Genomic DNA, 18159 nt, shown 5'->3' with positions numbered 1-18159 from the left:
GGCCGCTTGCCTCGATGAACGGGACAGGAAGCCGCCGCGCGGGCCGGGCGGTCCGGCGCATGAGCCCTCCCTTACAGACTTAGCGGTCGAAACGGTAGCGCGCGAAGACCAGGCCGCGCGCTTCGTTCCAGTTGGCCGTCCGGTCGTAGCGCAGCAGCCCGCCGATCCGCAGGTTGGGCGTCACGGTGTATTCCAGGTCGGCCCGCACGCCGCCGCTGACCCCCGAATTGCTCGAGGATGGCAGCGTCGAGCGCAGGGTGGTGTCGGATGCCGCGGCGAGGTCCGCCTGCGCCTGCATGGCGCCGTCGAGCGGGAAATATTTCGCCGCGTCCTCGCGGTAGGCCTGGTAGCCGATGGTGCCGCCGAGCCGCCAGGCCAGGTTGCCGCTGCGCGCCCGCCAGTCCAGCGGGAACAGCGCCGCGGTGTAGCTCTGCGGGCTGAAATAGCCGCCATTGCCGTAGGAGAACAGCCGCTGGTTCTTGTCGTAGGCGAAGTAGACCAGGTCCATGCCGGCGACCAGTTCCTCGTTCGGCTCGCGGTAGATGACCCAGGAGGCACCGGCCCCGGCCTCGATCCGGCTGTTCTTCGCCACCTGCGTGCCGTCGAGCGCCGAATAGCCGCCGCCGACATAGAAGGAGACCGGCTGGGTGCCGACCTCGAGCTGCGCCCGCCCGCCGGTCCGCACCACGCCGCCCCAGGTCCGGCCGGTATTCACGTCCCGCATGCCGGACCAGGACAGCAGGCTGTCGGTCATCGGCCGCCGCTCGCCGGTCAGCCGCAGCTTCAGCGTGTCGGTCAGCGCCGGCACGATCTCGACGCCGCCGATGACGTTCTGCTCGCGGAAGCCGAGCGGCGTGGTGCCGATATCGGCGGTGAAGGCATTGCGCGAATAGGCCAGGCCGAGGCCGACGCCGGTCGCGGTGTCGTCGCGCGGCGTGTAGCGGTCGCGCGTCGCCTGGCTCGGGCCATTGGGCTGCCCGGTCGGCTGGCGCAGTTCCGGCACCAGCATGTTGGTGCCGAAGCTGCGCAGCGTGCTGAGGTTGCCGTTGTCGAGCTGGCCGGTCGTGATGGTCACCGGCGTCATCGTCGCGGTGAACCGCCCGCCCAGCGCACCCACCGGCAGCGAGGCGCTGACCGGTGCGCTGACATCCGACAGCCGGTCGAGCCCCCCGGTGCCGGAGCGGAAGCGCATCGCCAGCGCGCCCTGGATGCGGCCCGAGGCCTCCTCCCGCACCGACGCCAATTCGCGCGCCACCTCGTTGGCCAGCGGGTCGAGCCCGGGCACCACGGCGGAAGACGCACCACCCGGCACCACGCCGCGGAACGGGTTGCCCGGCCCGCCGACCGTGGTCGCTGAGACCTGGACCACCTTGCCCTGGCTGCGCAGCTGGTCCTGCGCCCGTTCCAGCGCCCGCAGCGCGCGGCCGGAATTGCCGCCGGCGCGGGCGATCTTCGCCTCCATCAGCGGGACGCGGGCATCGTTTGGGTTGAAGGCGCGCGCCTCGACCAGCAGGGCCTCGGCCCGGCTCCAGTCGCGCTGGGCGATCGCCGCATCCACCGCGGCCATCCGCGCATCCATGCTGCGCGGGTCGCGGCCCAGCACGGCTTCGGCGACCTGCGCCGCTTGGTCCGGCTGCCGCGCGCCCTGGTACAGCCGGGCCAGCGCCAGGTTGGCCGCCGGGTTGGTCGGGTCGCGGCCCAGCACCGGGGCCAGCGCCTCGTAGGCCGCCGCCTGGTTGCCCTGCTCGTTCAGCTTGTCGGCGGCGCGGATGGCGAAGCCGGCCTGCAGCGCCGCCGCCTGCCGGCGATCCTCGGCCGACAGGCCCGGCTGGCTTTCCACCGAGCGGGCGATCTGCACCGCCTCACGCTCCGCCCCCGCGCCCAGCAGCGCGCCGGCGACCGCCAGCCGCGCCGCGGCCGGGGCCCCGGCATTGGCCGAGACCGCGGCCCGCCCGGCTTCCGCCGCGCCCTGCGCATCGCCGAGCGTCCCGAGCGCCCGCACCGCCAGCGCGCCGGCGCCCCCGGTCGGGTCGGGCCGGGCCGCGATGGCGACCAGCGCCGCGCGGCCCTCGGCCCGCGCGCCCATCCGCCAGGTCGAGACCGCCCGGTCCACTTCGGCCGCCACCCGGCTGCTGGCCATCTGGCGGTTCATGTCGGCCGTGCGCTGCCTGGCCGGGATGCGGTTCAGATAGGCCGCGGCATCGTTCGGCCGGCCATCCTCCTCGGCGAACAGGGCGGCGGCATGCAGCCCTTCCGCGCCGCCGGCGGCGCCGAGCGCGCCCATCAGCTCGCGCGCCTCCATCTGCTGGCCCTGGCGCGACAGCAGCCGCGCCAGGTCGAGCCGGATCCACGGGCTGCCGGGGTCGAGCGACAGCGCCTCGCGCAGCCGGACCACTTGGTCCTCCGGGTCGTTGGTGCGCTGCGCCTCGGCGCGGAGCTGGGCGGCGCGGCCGGCATTGGTGCCGGCCTCGTTCGCGGCCTGGCGGACCCGGCCCTGCAAGGCCTCGGCCTCGGCGAAGCGGCCCTGCTGCTGCAGCACCTCGTACAGCCCGCTGGTGGCGGCGCCGAGATTGGGCCGGCGCGCCAGCGCGGCGCGGTAGCGCGTCTCGGCGCCGGCATAGTCGCCCCGGCGCAGCGCGATGTCGCCCAGCAACGCCTCGGCATCCGCCCGGTCGGCGGCATCGCGGCTCAGCGCCCGGCGCAGGCTCTGCTCGGCGGCGTCGAGGTCGCCGGCCTGCAGCTGGCCGCGGCCGCTGGCGAGATCGGCGGCATAGCCGGCGCCGTCCAGCGCCTTCTGCCACTGCGCCCGCTTCGCGGGGTCGAGCCGGATGGCGCGTTCCAGCAGGCTGCGCGCCTCGCCATAGCGGCCCTCACGCAGGCGGACGATGCCGAGCCCGCCGATCGCATCGGCATCCTCCGGATTGGCGGCGATCGCCGCCTCGAACTCGCGGCCGGCATCACGGGCGCGGTTGGCGTTGAGCTGGTCGAAGCCGCGCTGCCGGGCGGTCGCGGCCTCATCCGGCACGCCGGCCGGCTGCGGCGCGCGGATCTCCGCCAGCCGCTGGACGATTGCCGCATCGTTCGGGTTGCGTTCGAGGAAGGCCTCCAGCTCCGGCACCACCGCCGGGTTCGGGCCGGCCCAGAGCAGCGCCTGCCGCCAGGCCGCGGTCGCCGCGCCGCCGGCATTGCCCGCGGTGGCGAGCCGGCGCAGCCGGGCGGTGCCGTCGGCGCGGGTCGCGTCGCGGTAGGTCAGCACCTGCGCATAGGCGAGCTGCAGACGCGCATCGCTCGGCGACCGCTCGACCAGCCGGGACAGGCCGGCCCGCGCCTCCTCGTAGCCGCCCTCGGTCCCGGCCAGGGTGGCGTAGAATTCCTGCGCGTAGGCGTCCGGTGGGGTCGGGCTGCGGAACAGCTCGCGGTATTGCGCGACCGCATCCTCCCCGCGGCCCGCCTGGGCGAGCCGGCGGGCCTCCAGCAGCGCATTCTGGTCGATGGTGGCGGCGCGGACGGTGACGTCGGTTTCCTGCAGCCGCTGGTCGGCCGGCGAGGCGGCGCGCAGCCGGGCCATCAGCGCATCCGCCGCCGCCCGGTTGCCGAGCTGGGCGTGCGCCTGGGCCGCGCTGGCCAGCGCCTCCGGGTTGCGCGGATCGACCGTGAGCACGCGCTCGAGCGTCCGCACCACCTGGTCCGGCCGGTTCTGCAGGCGCCAGTAATTCGCCTGCTCCATCAGGGCCGCGATCGCCTTCTCGGACCCCGAGGGCGTCGCCACGGCGAGGACCTGCGCCGCCGCCGGCAGGGCAGCCAGCAGCAGCGCCATGGCCGGAATACCGGCGAGCAGTCGGCTGCGCCGCGTCATGCCGTGCGCTCCCGCAGCCGGTGCGCGGCGCGCCGGCGTAGCAGCCAGTAGACCGGCCCGGCCATCAGCAGCGGCGCGATGCCAAGCAGCACCAGCAGGCCGAGCGGGCTGTCGCCGAGCAGGTATTGCGGCCAGAGCCAGAAGGGCAGCCAGCCGACCGTGTAGCGGTTGCCGAGCGCATAGCCCTGCACCCGGCCGCCGGTCAGCAGCACCACGTCGCCCTGCACCCGCGGCAACTGTTCGGGGTCGCGCAGCGCCTGCACCATGGCCTCGACCGCCGCCGGCGTGCTGCCGCTCAACGCCACGACCGAGCGGCCGGGGGTGAGCGGTGATTCGAAGGCGATCAGCGCGCCCAGCCCCTCGCCCGGCGCCAGCAACTGGGCCGCGGCGCGTTCGGCGATGCCGCGCTTGTCGGCGCCGCCGAAGACATGCCGGATATCGGCCATCGCATCCGGCAGCGTGATGGACAGGCGGTTGCCTTCCAGTTGCACCGGGCCGTCCTTCAGCAGCTGCTGCAGCGCCGGCTGGCGGCCGAGCCCGCCGACCACGATCAGGTCGAGCCCGGCCACCTGCGGGAGGCCCTGCGGCCGCACCACCTGCAGCCCGGTCGCCGGCAGGCCGACGATCGCCGAAAGGCGCCCGATCAGCCCGAGGAAAGCCGACATCTCCTGCGGATGCGGCCGGTCCGGCAGCACCGCGGCGGTGCCGGACAGGTCGGCATGCTTGGTGAAGGGGAAGCCCGCACCGGCGAAGAAGGCGAGGTTCGGCAGGGTGGTGAAGCGGTAGCCGTCCGACAGGTCGATCGTGCTGTCGGGGTCGATCGAGGCGCGGATGTCGCCGGGCACCGCGACGCAGTCGCCGCGCGCCATCGGCTTCATGTCGAAGCGCAGCTGCAGTTCGTTCTGGCCGAAGACGATCCAGGGCGGCACCCCGGCGACGCCGCTGCGGCGGTCGGACTGGCCGATCCGCTGGCTGACCCAGGACCAGGGCCAGGACGGCTCGCTACCGGTGAGCGGGAAGCTGCGCAGATAGAGGTCGTTCATCGACACGTCGAGCCGGGAGACCGCGGTGTCGACGATCGGGCCGGGCGGCGCGCGGTAGCGGATCTCGGTGCGCAGCGGCCGGTTGCGCCAGGTGTAGAGGTCGGGCGCGGTGCGGAACGGGATGGAGATGGCGCCCGGCGAATAACCGAAGGCCTGCAGCTCGGACGGGTCGACCAGCTCGCCGAGGCGGACCGAGCGGTCGCCATGCATCCAGCGCGGCGCGTCGTAGGGCTGGCGCGGGGTCAGCTCCGGCGGCTGGACCAGGGCGACCTCGCCCGACAGCGCGGACCGGCCGACCGCGAGCGCGGTCGCGGCGGCCGCGGCCTCGGCGCCGCTGCGGCCGCCGATGACCAGCAGCATGCCGTAGGGATCGCCCGGGTGCGGTACCAGCGCGATGGTCGGGCCGTCGAAGCGCGGCAGGGTCAGGCCGGGGATGGCATCCGGCCCGGCGGCGATCACCACCGCATGGCCGCGCGCCGGCAGCGAGGCGGAGACGGGGAAGTCGGCGCCGCGGTAGTCCGCCTGCACCGCGAACCAGGAGGCGGCGATCGCGGCGGCGCGGACGGCTTCGTTGCCGGCGCCGTCGGGCAGCACCACGGGGAGGTTCAGCGGGTCGCGGATCAGCCGCTGGTCGAAGAAGGGCTCCGGCAGCCGGGCCAGGTCGCGGGTGGGGGGAAGCTTTTCCAGCAGCAGGTGCAGCGTCGAGGTGTCGGAGATGGTCGACCAGAGCAGGCCGGAAAGCGGGTCGTTGCACTCCACCGCGTAGCGGCCGGAGAAGCGGAAATTCAGCCGGTTGCTATCGGCGAAGAAGACCGGGTTCACCGGGAATTCCAGCGGCCCGAAGCTCGGCCGCGAACGGTCGGGCTGGACCGCGCCGATGAACTGCTCGTTCAGCGCCACGGCGATCTGGCTGAGCTCGGGGATCAGCGCCGGCGAGGTCGCGCCCTGCAGCACCATCCGCGCCTGGGTCACCACCTCGTCGCCGCGGATGCCGAACAGCACGCCCTGCAGGTCGGTGGTGCCGCGCAGCTGCATCGGCGCGCGCAGGCCGAGCTGGCGCAGCGTGTAGGACACGCGCCGGGTGCCGGCGCCGCTGTCGGGCGGGCTGACCGCGGCCGGTGCGGCAAAGGCTGGCGGGGCGAAGGCGGGCGGGGCCGCGACGGGCGCCACCGGGCTGGGCGGCGCGGCCGGCGGCAGCGCCGTGTTGCGCGCCTGCGCCGCGGCGGTGCCGGGCAGCGCCAGGCCGAGGGCCAGCAGCACGGCGGCGGCGGCGCGCGAGCCGCGCGAGGCCCGCAGCGGCGGGACGCCCGGCGGCGGCGCGGCGGGCGCGGCCGGTTCGGCCGGCGGTGCGGCCAGCGGCGGCAGGGCCGGCGAACGCGACTCGGCCGGCTTCGCCCTGGTCTGCTTCAGCGCCGGGCGGAGGCCGAAGCCGAGCCGCAGCGAGAACTGCGAGCCGCCGCGGAACAGGCCGCTGACGCTGCGCATCACTTCGATGAAGGCCCGCAGCGGCCGGTCCTGCCGCACCTCGTCCCAGTCCACCCAGGCATCCGCTCGGCCGAAGACTGCACGCACCACATTGCCCTCATCCTCCAGGTCGCGCGGCACGAAGCGGAGCTGCACGCGGTCCTCGGTCCAGCGAAGCACCTCGGCCGGGATGGTGACGCCGCCGCCGCCGATATCGAGCGTCACGCCAACCTGGGCGCCATCCTGCAGCCCGTCCGGCCGCGGCGCGTCGAGCGCCGCGCCGCCGAGCGACAGGTCGCGCGTGCCGGCCTGCACCACGCGGCCATCATCGAGGCGGATGCTGGCATGCACCGAAGCGAAGACCCGGGCGCGTTCGCGCACCTGGCGCCGCTCGCGGCCGACGGCGAGGCCGGCCAGCACGGTCAGCAGGCAAAGCGTCCCCCAGAAGAGGTTCAGCGCGTAGGCCTGGAATTCCAGCGAGCCGGGCGCGTGCGTCATGATGCCGAAGGCGCCCCAGAGCACGCCCATCAGCAGGAAGCCGGCCAGCACCATGTTCGGTCCCACGGCGCGCAGGTCGAAATAGCCTTCCTGCAGGGTGCCGCCCTTGTCGGTCACGTTGAACTTGCCTTTCCGCGGGTCGAGGAGGGTCGCCAGCATCACCGGCACCAGGTAGACCGCGAGCACGGCCTCATAGATTTCCGACCAGAAGGAATGCCGGACATGCCCCTGCATCCGGCTGCCGGCCATGGTGGAATGCAGGATGTGCGGCCCGGCATAGGCCAGGATGGCGAGCGGCGAGGCGGCGATCACGTTCTCCCCCAGCAGCAGCCAGGCCAGCGGCGAGGTCAGGAAGACGAAGCGCGGCAGCGGGAAGAGGAAGCCGTACATCGCCATGAAGTAGCAGAGGCGCTGCGACCATCTCAGGCTGTGGGCCGTCAGCGGATTTTCCGTGCGCAGGATCTGGATCATGCCGCGCGCCCAGCGCAGGCGCTGGCCGATATGCAGCATCAGCCGCTCGGTCGCGAGCCCGGCGGCCAGCGGGATACGGAGATAGGCGGTGCGCCAGCCGGCCTTCTGCATACGCAGCGAGGCGTGGCAGTCCTCGGTCACCGTCGAATGCGGCACGCCGCCGATGCCTTCCAACGCGGTCCGGCGGATGACGGCGCAGGAGCCGCAGAAGAAGGTCGCGCCCCAGAAGTCGTTACCCTGCTGGATGAGGCCATAGAAGAGCAGGCCCTCGTTCGGCACCGCCTCGCCGCTGGCGAGGTTCCGCTCGAACGGGTCGGGCGAGTAGAAGTGGTGCGGCGTCTGCACCATGCAGAGCCCCTTGTCGCGCAGCAGCCAGCCCATGGTCAGCTGCAGGAAGGCGCGGGTGGGGACGTGGTCGCAGTCGAAGATGGTGATGTATTCGCCGGATGTCTTGGTGAGGGCGTGGTTGATGTTGCCGGCCTTGGCGCCCTTGTTGTCCGGGCGGATCAGGTAGCCGCAGCCGACCTGGGCGCAGAATTCGCGGAATTCCGGCCGGCGTCCGTCATCGAGGACGATGACGTTCAGCTTGTCGGCCGGCCAGTCGAGCGCCAGCGCGGCCAGCACCGTCGGCTTCACGATGTCCAGGGATTCGTTGTAGCTCGGGATGTAGACGTCGACGCTCGGCCATTCGGCGATATCGTCCGGCAGCGGGACCGGCTTGCGGTCGAGCGGCCAGGCATTCTGCACATAGGCGATGACCAGCGCGATGACCGCGTAGATCTCCGCCAGCAGCAGGCCGGTGCCGAGGAAGGTCTGGACCCAGCCGGCATAGTCGAGCGTGTCGCTCAGCCGCCAGAAGATGTAGCGCAGCGACACCATGCAGGAGAACGCGGCAAGGGCGAGGGTCATCGCCCGGCCGGGGATCTTGCCGAGCAGCAGCGCGAGGAAGAAGCCGCCGATGGCGAAGACGCCCTGCTGCTCGGCCGAGAGCGGGGTCAGCACCACCGTGCTGGCGATCACCAGGCCGACCAGCACCATGGCGATGCCGCCGATGCGGGTGCGCGCCAGCGGGATGCGGGCCAGCCAGTCGCGGCGCAGCGCTTCGCTCATCGGGCCCACCAGCCGGCAACGGGTTCCAGCGGCTGCGGCAGCGCGTCGGCGACGGTGCGGCCGAGCTCGCGCAGGTCGAGGGCGGTGCGGCAGCTGGGCGCGCTGTCGAGCAGCAGCCGCTGGGCGGCCAGGGCCTCCCCCACCGCGTCCTCGCGCGCCAGTGCGCCGAGCAGACGCGGGCCGAGATGCCGGGCCATCGCCTCGGCCACCGCGCGGGAGAGGCGGGAGCCGTAGTCCACCTGGTTCAGCACCAGCCGCAGCCGGTCGGTCTGCGGCCCGTAGGCGGCGCCGAGGCCAAGGAAGCGGCCGCTGTCGATCTCCGGCATCAGCGCCGCGCCATTGGCATCGGCCAGCAGCACCACGAGCACCATGCTGGCCAGCGGCGCCAGAAGTTCCAGCACGCGGGACGGTCCGGGCGGCAGGTCGACCACGACGATCAGCGCCGGGTCGGCCAGCATCTCGCGCAGCGGCTCGACCAGCAGTTCAGGCGCGCGGTCGAGCGCCGCGACCATCGCCAGCGCGTCGGCCATGCCGACCGTGCCGTGCGGCAGCAGGGCGACGCCGGCCGGGGTCTGCCGCACCGCGTCGCGCCACACGATGCCATGCGGCAGGTTGGCGAGGAAACCGGCGCGGTCGGCCAGCCCCACCCCGAAATGCAGCCGCAGCGCATTCTGCGGGTCGAGGTCCATGGCCAGCACGCGGCGCCCCTGCCGGCGCAGGGCGTCGGCCAGGTTGGCCGCGAGCGTGGTCTTGCCGACGCCGCCCTTGGGCGATGCGATGCAGATCAGGGGCATCAACGCGCCGGCGGCTTAACGGGAACCGCCGGCGCCGGGCAGGCGCAGCCCGGCGAAGGCCGGGTTGGTCGCCCCCCCGCCGCGGCCGAGATTCTGCAGCACGTCAGCCAGCGGCGTGGTGACCCGGTCCGCCGGCACCAGGCCGGGCGCCGGCCCCGCCGGGTCCGCTGCCATGCCTTGCGGCTGGGACGCCCAGGCCGTGGGGAAGAGCCCGCCCGGCGGCAGCGCCGGCGCCGCAGGCGGCCCCGCCGGGACGGCCGGCGCGAAGGCGCTGGACGGCAGCGCCGGCGGTGGCAAGGCTGGCCCTACCGGCGCGACGAGGCCGCCGAACAGTTGCACCAACGTGCCGCGCGCCGCTTCGCGCGCCTCAGCCGCAACCGGCGGCGCAAGCGCGTCGAGCAGTGGCCAGGCGGGCGGCGCCATCCCCTGGAAGGATCCCGCGACGGGCATGGCGGCAGGCGACAGGGCCTCGGCGATCAGCTTCATGGTCGGATGCTGGTCCTCGACTTGCGGCGGGCTGGCGGTGTCGCGCCCGGGGGTTGTATTCAACGCCGCAATCGTTACCGCCCCCTTTGCGCCGGCCGGGGATTCCGAACGGACCGGTTCGTTGCCGAAATTTCGGTATTTCAGGCCCGGGGCGCGGAGGGCGGCTGCAACCCTAACAATATCTTCATCCTGGGACATACCACTACAGCGTCCTTTCTCGGCGGTCATTTGCAAGGATGCGTCGCAAAAATAAACATATATCCTCGATTTTCGTTCAATTTTTCCTCAGCCAATGGAACCTTTCGCCTCTTCGAGGGCCCAAGCGGACAGCAGAATCAGCACTGTCGAGTAGTAATCAACCGAATCAACAATTTCGCGAGGATGCGGGTGCAATGGACCCGTTTTTCCATCGGATGCCGCAAGCCGAACCAGGGCCGCCACGCCCGGTGACGCCGGATAAGGCGCCGGCGAGTCGGTCTGCAGGTCTACCCAGGCCGGCGGCGGCGGCGCCGAGGCCGCCCAGAACCGGTTGGCCCGCACCAAGGCAGGCTCCTGCCGCAACCCCGCCCAGCACAACCAGAGCGGCACCCGCACCGCATCGAAGGAGAACCGCGCGGGCCAGCCCGTCGCCGGGGCCAGCGCACCGTCCCGCCGCGCCACCTGAAGCCAGTCCGGCGGCAACTGCCAACGGCCGAAGGATGCCCGCCGCAGCAGGGTCAGCCCATCCGCCGCCAGCCGGGCCCAGGCCGCGTCCGGCACCGCTTGGGCCAGCCGCCGCAGCGCCGGGAACACGTAGTAGGACAGGTTGACCACCAGGTGGTCCGGCCGCTCGAACCCCTGCACCCCGGGCAGCAGCACGCCATAGGTCCCGGCCGGCCGCACCAGCAGGCGCAGCACGTCCCGCCCGATCGCCGCCCCCGCCGCGGCGTGCTCGGCGCTGCCCCAGCGCTGCCCGGCCTCGAGCAGCGCCCAGGCGATGCAGATGTCGCCATCCGTCGCATTGTTCGGGTCGTCTACCGGCGTCGCCGCATCCGGCCTGTAGCGCCAGGCATGCAGCGCATCGCGCGGCCGCTGCAGGGTGCGGCGGGTCCAGTCATACAGCCGGTCGAAGCCGCGCCGGTCATCCGCCCGGACCGCCAGCAGCATGCTCCAGCCCTGGCCCTCGGAATGCGAGACGCCGCCGTTGCCGGTGTCCACCACCCGACCCTCCGGCGCGACGTAGCGGGCCTGGAAGGCGGCCCAGGCGGCACGCGCGGCATCCGGCTGGGCCGCGGCCGCGGCCGGTGTCGTGGCCAGCAGGCCAAGGGCCTGCCGACGGGCGACGCCTGGGCGAGGGAAAAGGCCGGTCGACACCGAGAAGCACCGTGCGTGAAGGACCGAGCGACTGCCATGGTGCCGGATCACGCCCATGATAGCAACTGGTAGTAGATATCTGCCCGATCGCGACAACCGCGCGAACTGCCAGCCGCGCCGACTGCGAGACGCGCAGGGCTTGCCAGCGGCCTGCTCGCGCGGTCCCCTGCCAAGCTGCGATTCGCCCCGGGGGGAGGAAACCTCATGACCAAGCTCGCCACATTCGCCGATGCCAAGGGCACGCGCGTCGGCGCCGTGCTGCCGGATGGCAGCATGCTCGACCTCTCCGCGGTGGCGCCGGGCGGCGCGCTGGCCGGCCGCACCCAGGACATGCTGGCGCTGATCGACGGCGGCGCCGCCGCCCTCGCCGCGGTCGAGGCGCTTGCCGCCAACCCGCCTGCCGCCGCGATCCTGGCCGCCGGCGGCTGGACCCTGTTGGCGCCGATCCCCCGGCCGCGTCGCAACGTCTTCTGCGTCGGCCGCAATTACATGGACCACGTGGCGGAAGGCGACCGCACCCGCGGCATCACCAATTCCGAGCTGCCGAAATTCCCGCAGTTCTTCACCAAGGCACCCGACACGGTCATCGCTCCGGAAGACTGGATCCCGGCCCATAAGGGCGTCACCGAGTGGCTGGATTATGAAGTGGAGCTGGCCGCGATCATCGGCACCGAAGGCACCGACATCCCGCGGGAGGCAGCGCTCGACCACGTCTTCGGCTGGACGATCGGCAACGATGTCACCGGCCGCGATCTGCAGCGCCGGTATGGCCAGTGGTTCAAGGGCAAGTCGCTCGACCGTTCCTGCCCGCTTGGGCCCTGGATCGTCCCGGCCGGCGAGCTGGACGCGCTGAACACCGGCATCCGCTGCTTCGTCAACGGCGAGAAGCGGCAGGAGAGCACCACCTCCAAGATGATCTTCGACGTGCGCGAGATCATCCACCAGCTCTCGATCGGCTTCACCCTGCGGCCCGGCGACGTCATCATCACCGGCACGCCGGAAGGCGTCGGCTATGCGATGGTGCCGCCGAAGACGCTGCAGCCGGGCGACGTCATCGAATGCGAGATCGACGGCATCGGCCGGCTGCGCAACGTGGTGCGGGCGGCCTGACGCCGTCGGCCGCCGCATCGCCGGCCGACATGGCAGGAAATTAATCTTCCGGGCGATCGGTGCGCCTTTCGCCCAGACGACCGATCGCGCAATTCGGTCGATCGGCGAGTGGGGTCGGGCGGTGCAGCAGCAGGACAGTTCGGCCGTCGAGCCACCGGCGGTCGATCCCGCCGAATGCGAGCGCGAGCCGATCCACCGCCTGGGCGAGGTACAGCCGCATGGCGGGCTGCTGCTGCTGGATGCCGGCGCCACCCGCATCCTGCGCGCCGCCGGCGACCTGGCCGGCTGCCTGGGGCAGGATGCCGCCGCCCTGCCCGGCCGCGCCGCCGCCGGGATCCTGCCCGCCGCCCTGCTGGCCGCCCTGCCGGGGGTCGCCGCCGGGCGTGCCCTGCCGCTCGATCCGCCGCCGCTGCCGGGCTTCGAGGTACTGGCCCACCGCACGGCGGAGGGCATCCTGCTCGAGCTGGCGGCGCCCCTGGGCGGGACGCCGGGCGACCCCACCGGCCCCGTCGCCGCAGCCCTGGCCGAACTGGACCTGGCCGGCGGCAACCTGTTCCGCGCCGCCCAGGCGCTCGCCCATGGCGTCGCCGCGGTGGCGGGCTGCCAGCGGGTGGTCATCTACCGCTTCCTGCCCGACTGGTCCGGCGAGGTGATCGCCGAGCGGCGCCAGCCGCACCAGGCGCCGCTGCTCGGCCTGCGCTACCCGCCCTCCGACGTGCCGGCCCAGGCGCGCGCGCTCTATCGCAGCAACCTGGTGCGGGTGGTGATCGACGCGCAGGCCAGCCCGGCGCCGCTGCATCCCCCCGGGGCGGCGCCCGACCTCGGCATGGCGCTGCTGCGCTCGGCCGCCCGGGTGCATCTGGGCTACCTGAACAACATGGGCGTCCGCGCCACCCTGACCGCCTCCCTCATGGTCGAGGGCCAGCTCTGGGGCATGATCGCCTGCCACCACGACGCGGCCTGGCTGCCGCCGGCGGCGCAGCGCGCCGCGGTGCAGGCGCTGGCCACGGGCTTCGCGGCCGCGGTGCTGCGCGCCGGCACCGAGGCTGCGGCGGCCACGGACCGCCGGGTGGCCGAAGCCACCGCCATGCTGGACGCGGCCACGGCACCCGGGCTGCTCACCCGGCTGCTGCTCGGCCCGGCCGGGCTCGCCGCGCATGCCGGCGCCGACGGCATCGCCTGGGTGGATGCGACGCGCATCCTGGGGCTAGGCCTGACGCCGCCCAACGGCTGGCTCCGCGCCATGGCCGCGGTGATGGCGGCGGCGCCGACCGGGACGCTGCGGGCCGAGACCAGCCTGGCGCCGCTCGACGGCGTGGCGCCGGGGGCCGCTACCGGCATGCTCGCGGCCGGCCTGCCCGGGGCTGGGCTGCTGGCGCTGTTCCGCCGGGAATACGTCCACGACGTGCACTGGGGCGGCGACCCGGCGGAGCCGCTGCGGCGCGGCCCGGACGGGCGGCTGCAGCCGCGCCGGTCCTTCACCCTGACCCGGCAGACCATGCTGGGCACCGGGCGGCCCTGGGACGCGGCGGACCACGCCATCCTTGCCGCCGCCGTCGCGCGGCTCGCCGCCGACCAGGCCGCCGGCCCCGCCACGGCCGAGGCCGCCTGGCAGGCGGTGCTGGCGCTGGCCGATGCGGCGGGCGAGGCGCCGGAGGGCCTGGCTGGGCTGCTCCTGCCGCAGGCCGGCGTCACCCTGATCGGCGGCGAGGATGCCGCGGCGCCGACCCTCGCCGTGTCGGCCGGTCTGGCCCGGCTGCTGGGGGCCACGCCGCACCGCCTGGTCGGGCGCCCCTGGGGCGAGGTCGCCCAGGCCCTCGGCATCGCGCACGGCTTCGGCGCCGCCATGCAGCGCGGCCAGGCGACGATCGAGGCCTGGTCGCCGCAGGACGGCCCGGTGACGCTCTGGCTGCGGCAGGAGCCGGCGCTGCGGCTGCAGGGACCCGGCCTGGACCGCAGCTTCGCCGCCATCCTGGTCGAGGACGAGACCCGGGTGGTCCGGCTCACGGCCGCCCTGGCCACGGCGGCGAAGGAGGCCGACCTGGCCCGGCTGACCCGGGTCGCCATCCTGCGCAACACCAACCACGAATTGCGCACGCCGCTGAATGCCATCCTCGGCTTCGGCGAGCTGGTCGAGGGCCGCCACATCGACGAGCGCGACATCGAGACGCTGCGCGCCTATGGCCGCGAGATCGTCAGCGCCGGGCAGCACCAGCTGGCCATCATCGAGAACATGCTCGACCTGTCGATGATCGAGTCCAGCCCGGGCGCCCGGCCGGAGGAGGCGCCCTACGATCTGGCGGCGACGCTGCGGGAGGCGGTGGAGCAATGCCGGCCGCTGCTCGACGCCGCCGGCATCCACTTCGCCTGCCTCGGCGCCGAGGCGGCGATGCCCTGGCGGGGCGATGCGCGGATGGTGCGGCAGGCACTGGTGAACCTGCTGGGCAATGCGGCGAAATTCACCCCGCCGCTGGGCGAGGTGCGCTGCCGGCTGCGCGGCATCGGCACAGGGGCGGGCGCCGTGGCCGAGATCACCGTCACCGACAGCGGCCCGGGGATCACGCCGGAGCAGCAGCGGCACTTGTTCCAGGCCTTCGTGCAGGGCGACCATTCGCGCACCCGTGCGCATGGCGGCCTCGGCCTCGGGCTCTTCATCAGCCGCAGCTTCATCGAGCGGCAGGGCGGCACGCTGACCCTGGAGAGCCGCCTCGGCCACGGCGCCACCTTCCGCATCCGCCTGCCCCACCCGGCGCGCCGCCAGCCATGACGCCGCTCCGCGAGCCGGTCGTCGGCGACGAGGCCGCGGCCCGCCCGCTGTTGCGCATCGCCCGCGCGGTGCATGGCAGCGAAGTAACGGACTGCGCCGACGACGATCGAGGCCGGGCTGGCGCAGACCAGGGCTACCGCGGCGCCCTGACCCGGCGCCAGAGCGCGATGGCGGCGAAGGACAGGCCGATCACCAGCACCGAGACGCCGGTGGTCAGCGTGCCCAGCGCGTAGATCTCGGGCGTCGTCACCGTGCTGGTCAGCCCCTGCAATTCCAGCGGCAGGGTATTGGTGTCGCCGATCGCCTGGGACGACCGGGCGATCTCGTCCCAGGACAGGGTGAAGCCGAACAGCGCGACGCCGACCAGGCTCGGCCCGATCAGCGGCAGCACCACATGGCGGAAGACCTGCCAGGGGGAGGCGCCGAGGTCGCGTGCCGCTTCTTCCAGTTGCGCCGGGAAGCGGTTGAAGACGGCGAACATGATCAGCAGGCCGAAGGGCAGCGTCCAGGTCAGGTGCGCGCCGAGGCCGGAGGTGAAGAGCCCCATGGCGGTGGCGTAGTCCGCCAGCCACTCGACCTGGTACGCCTCGGCCAGCGCCTTCACCGTGTCGTCGACCAGCCGGAATTCGAGCGCGATGCCGAGCGAGACGACGATCGAGGGCACGATCAGGCTGGCCACCGTCAGGTGGAACAGCAGCGACTGCCCGAAGAAGCGGCGGCGGAAGGCATAGCCGGCCGAGAGCGAGATCAGCGTGGTCAGCACCATCACCACCAGGCCGAGCCTCGCCGAGCGGCGGAAGGAGGCCCAGATGTCGATGACGCCGGAGCCGCGCCACAGCGTCTCGTACCAGTGGGTGGAAAAGCCCTGGAGCGGGAAGGTCAGCCCGCCCTCCGGCCCCTGGAAGGACAGCACCAGGATGGTCAGCGTCGGCCCATAGAGGAAGACGACGAAGACGGTGAAGACGATGGCGAGCACCCAGAAGCTGCCGGGGCGGCGGTCCTCCATGCGCTACAGCTCCCGCCTGATATCGACCAGCTTGGTCATGATGGCGATGATGATCAGCACCAGCGCCAGCAGCACCACGGCCTGCGCCGCGGCGGCGGGGAATTGCAGGTAGGACATCTGCACCTGGATGATCTTGCCGACCGAGGCGATCTGCTGCCCGCCCATGACGCCGATGGTGACGAAGTCGCCCATCACCAGGACGATGACGAAGATCGAGCCGATGACGATGCCGGGCTTGGTCAGCGGCACCACCACGTGCCACAGCGTCTGCCAGCCGCTGGCGCCGGCATCGCGCGCCGCTTCCAGCAGCCGGTGGTCGATCCGCATCATGCTGTTGAAGACCGGCACGACGACGAACAGCGTGTACAGGTGCACGAAGGCCAGCACGACGGAGAACTGCGAGAACAGCAGCCAGTCCTGCGGCGCGTCCACCAGCCGGGCGGCGACCAGGAACTGGTTCACCGCGCCCTCGCGCCCGAGCAGCGGGATCCAGGAGATCATGCGGATGACGTTCGACGTCAGGAAGGGCGCGGTACACAGCAGGAACAGCCCCATCCGCACGCTGTCCGACCGCACGTGGAAGCAGAGGAAATAGGCGACGGTGAAGCCGAGAGCCAGGGTGATCGCCCAGACCATGCCGCAGAGCCGGAGCGTCGAGAGATAGGTGCGGAAGGTCGTGCAGAGCCCGTTCGATAGGTCGGCGCAGCCCTCGAACATCTCGACGTAGTTGCGCTGGGTGACGTCGGGGACCAGCGAGTACTCGGTGTAGTTCCACAGGCTGACCACGCCGGTCGCCAGCAGCGGGAAGACGAAGAAGAACAGCAGGACCAGCCACAGCGGCGCCGCCTGCAGCAGCGGTGCCCAGGACCGGCGTGCGGACGGCGCGGCCGCGGCGAGAATGGGGACCGGCGCCGCCGCCGGCCCCTCGATCGCCGCTGCCTCAGGCAGCGATGAACTCATTCCATTTCCTGACCATGTAGTCGTTCTCGTCCATCACGGCGTTCCAGCAGGCGACGCCGCCCATGCGGGCCTCGTAGCTGCCGCCGTCGCGCACCGCGCCGGCCTTCTCCATCACCGTGCCGTCCGGCGCCTTGATGTCCTGCTCGGCCGGCTTGCCTTCCATCCAGAAGGCCCATTCGTAGGGCTGCATATTGGCCTTCGCCGTCGACAGCACCGCCGAATAGTAGCCCTGCCGGTTGAGGAAGGCGCCGGCCCAGCCGGACAGGAACCAGTTGATGAAGTCGTAGGTGGCGTCGAGCTTCTTTCCCGTCAGCGTCTTCGGAATGCCGAAGCCGGCGGCCCAGGCGCGGTAGCCTTCCTTCAGCGGCTGGTAGACGCAGGGCACGCCCTTGCTGCGCACCGCGGTCACCGCCGGCGACCACATCGACTGGATGACCACCTCGCCCGAGGCCATCAGGTTGACGCTCTCGTTGAAGTCCTTCCAGAAGGCCCGGAACTGGCCGGCCCGCTTGGCCTCGGTCAGCACCTTCATGGTCAGGTCGATCTCGGCCCGGGTCATGTTGCCCTTGTCGGCATACTTGTGCTGGCCGGTGGCTTCCACGACCATCGCCGCATCCATGATGCCGATCGACGGGATGTTCAGCAACGCGGCCTTCCCCTTGAATTCGGGGTTCAGCAGCTCGGCCCAGGAGGTGACGGGGCGGCCGATCTTGTCCGGCCGGATGCCGAGCGTGTCGGCATTGTAGGTGGTCGGGATCAGCGTCATCCACTGGGTCTGCTCGGTGGCGAAGGTCTTCGCCTCCCGCGCCGGCAGGAAGCTGACCTTGCGCGGCGCGGTGCCCTGGTCGCCGATCTTCTTGCCGCCGATCTCGCCCTTGGTGAAGACCGGGGTGATCTCATCCACCAGCTTGATCCGCTTGGCATCCATGCCGAGCAGGTTGCCCGAGGGGATGATCTTCTTCAGCATCCAGTATTCGGAATCGAGGATGTCGAAGCTGTTCGGCTGGGTCACCGCCCGCCGCACCACGTCGTCGGACGTGACGGGCACGTATTCGATGACGATGCCGAGGTCCTCGCGGACCTTGTCCTTGATCTCCCTCGACTGGTTCACCGCGGTGCCGACATAGCGCAGCACCACCGGCCCCTGCGCATGCACCGCCGGCGCCGCCAGGCCCGCCACCGCGGCGCCCGCCGCGACCTTCAGCGCGTCGCGGCGCCCGAATCCCTTGTTCCGCATTGGT

10 protein-coding genes are annotated in these 18159 nt (G+C 72.6%); 2 read left to right on the top strand and 8 right to left on the bottom strand.

Features of this window, described 5'->3' with window-relative positions; genetic code table 11:
• Nucleotides 1–79: 79 nt before the first annotated feature.
• Genes ACFQS7_RS03030 through ACFQS7_RS03010 form a run of 5 tightly spaced genes read right to left on the bottom strand, consistent with a single transcriptional unit; the run spans nt 80 to nt 11075 of the window.
• Complete coding sequence (locus ACFQS7_RS03030) at nt 80–3856, bottom strand: cellulose synthase subunit BcsC-related outer membrane protein (RefSeq protein WP_380065532.1); 3777 nt, start codon at nt 3854–3856, stop codon at nt 80–82.
• Complete coding sequence (gene bcsA, locus ACFQS7_RS03025) at nt 3853–8442, bottom strand: UDP-forming cellulose synthase catalytic subunit (RefSeq protein WP_380065531.1); 4590 nt, start codon at nt 8440–8442, stop codon at nt 3853–3855. Before bcsA ends, ACFQS7_RS03030 begins: the two co-directional genes overlap by 4 nt.
• Nucleotides 8439–9236 carry a cellulose biosynthesis protein BcsQ gene (gene bcsQ / locus ACFQS7_RS03020; protein WP_380065530.1) on the bottom strand — a complete coding sequence of 266 codons (798 nt, stop codon included), beginning with the start codon at nt 9234–9236 and terminating at the stop codon, nt 8439–8441. Before bcsQ ends, bcsA begins: the two co-directional genes overlap by 4 nt.
• Before the next feature lie 15 nt (nt 9237–9251).
• Nucleotides 9252–9950 (bottom strand): hypothetical protein, encoded by a 699-nt coding sequence (locus ACFQS7_RS03015; RefSeq protein ID WP_380065529.1) that lies wholly within the window; start codon nt 9948–9950, stop codon nt 9252–9254.
• Nucleotides 9951–10007: 57 nt separating this feature from the next.
• On the bottom strand, nt 10008–11075 hold the full coding sequence (locus tag ACFQS7_RS03010) for a glycosyl hydrolase family 8 (protein WP_380065528.1): 1068 nt from the start codon (nt 11073–11075) through the stop codon (nt 10008–10010).
• Between the two features lie 204 nt (nt 11076–11279).
• Here ACFQS7_RS03010 and ACFQS7_RS03005 point away from each other — a divergent pair, with 204 nt between their 5' ends.
• The gene (locus ACFQS7_RS03005) at nt 11280–12185 is read left to right on the top strand and encodes a fumarylacetoacetate hydrolase family protein (protein ID WP_380065527.1); all 906 of its coding nucleotides are present in this window, start codon (nt 11280–11282) and stop codon (nt 12183–12185) included.
• A 121-nt stretch (nt 12186–12306) separates the two neighbouring features.
• Nucleotides 12307–14952, top strand: coding sequence for an ATP-binding protein (locus tag ACFQS7_RS03000; protein ID WP_380065526.1), 2646 nt, complete (start codon nt 12307–12309; stop codon nt 14950–14952).
• Between the two features lie 133 nt (nt 14953–15085).
• Here ACFQS7_RS03000 and ACFQS7_RS02995 read toward each other — a convergent pair whose 3' ends face one another.
• From ACFQS7_RS02995 to ACFQS7_RS02985, 3 genes are read right to left on the bottom strand one after another with little or no spacing between them, the layout of a single operon-like run.
• Entirely contained in the window at nt 15086–15958 is an 873-nt protein-coding gene (locus ACFQS7_RS02995; protein ID WP_380065525.1) for an ABC transporter permease, read from the bottom strand.
• A gap of 3 nt (nt 15959–15961) precedes the next feature.
• Nucleotides 15962–16918, bottom strand: a complete 957-nt coding sequence (locus ACFQS7_RS02990) for an ABC transporter permease (protein WP_380065524.1) — start codon at nt 16916–16918, stop codon at nt 15962–15964.
• Nucleotides 16899–18155, bottom strand: a complete 1257-nt coding sequence (locus ACFQS7_RS02985; protein ID WP_380065523.1) for a PotD/PotF family extracellular solute-binding protein — start codon at nt 18153–18155, stop codon at nt 16899–16901. The genes ACFQS7_RS02990 and ACFQS7_RS02985 overlap by 20 nt, the downstream gene beginning before the upstream one ends.
• Nucleotides 18156–18159 lie beyond the last annotated feature (4 nt).

Source organism: Dankookia sp. GCM10030260 (assembly GCF_042666655.1).
Classification (GTDB): Bacteria; Pseudomonadota; Alphaproteobacteria; order Acetobacterales; family Acetobacteraceae; genus Paracraurococcus.
The sequence above is the reverse complement of the archived record's forward strand: the minus strand, read 5'-3'. Positions and strand labels throughout refer to the sequence as shown.

Coding starts and splice junctions, on each gene's coding strand:
- ACFQS7_RS03030 (WP_380065532.1), bottom strand. CDS start 3,856: ATGACGCGGCGCAGCCGACTGCTCGCCGGTATTCCGGCCATGGCGCTG.
- ACFQS7_RS02995 (WP_380065525.1), bottom strand. CDS start 15,958: ATGGAGGACCGCCGCCCCGGCAGCTTCTGGGTGCTCGCCATCGTCTTC.
- ACFQS7_RS03015 (WP_380065529.1), bottom strand. CDS start 9,950: ATGACCGCCGAGAAAGGACGCTGTAGTGGTATGTCCCAGGATGAAGAT.
- bcsQ (WP_380065530.1), bottom strand. CDS start 9,236: ATGCCCCTGATCTGCATCGCATCGCCCAAGGGCGGCGTCGGCAAGACC.
- bcsA (WP_380065531.1), bottom strand. CDS start 8,442: ATGAGCGAAGCGCTGCGCCGCGACTGGCTGGCCCGCATCCCGCTGGCG.
- ACFQS7_RS02990 (WP_380065524.1), bottom strand. CDS start 16,918: ATGAGTTCATCGCTGCCTGAGGCAGCGGCGATCGAGGGGCCGGCGGCG.
- ACFQS7_RS02985 (WP_380065523.1), bottom strand. CDS start 18,155: ATGCGGAACAAGGGATTCGGGCGCCGCGACGCGCTGAAGGTCGCGGCG.
- ACFQS7_RS03005 (WP_380065527.1), top strand. CDS start 11,280: ATGACCAAGCTCGCCACATTCGCCGATGCCAAGGGCACGCGCGTCGGC.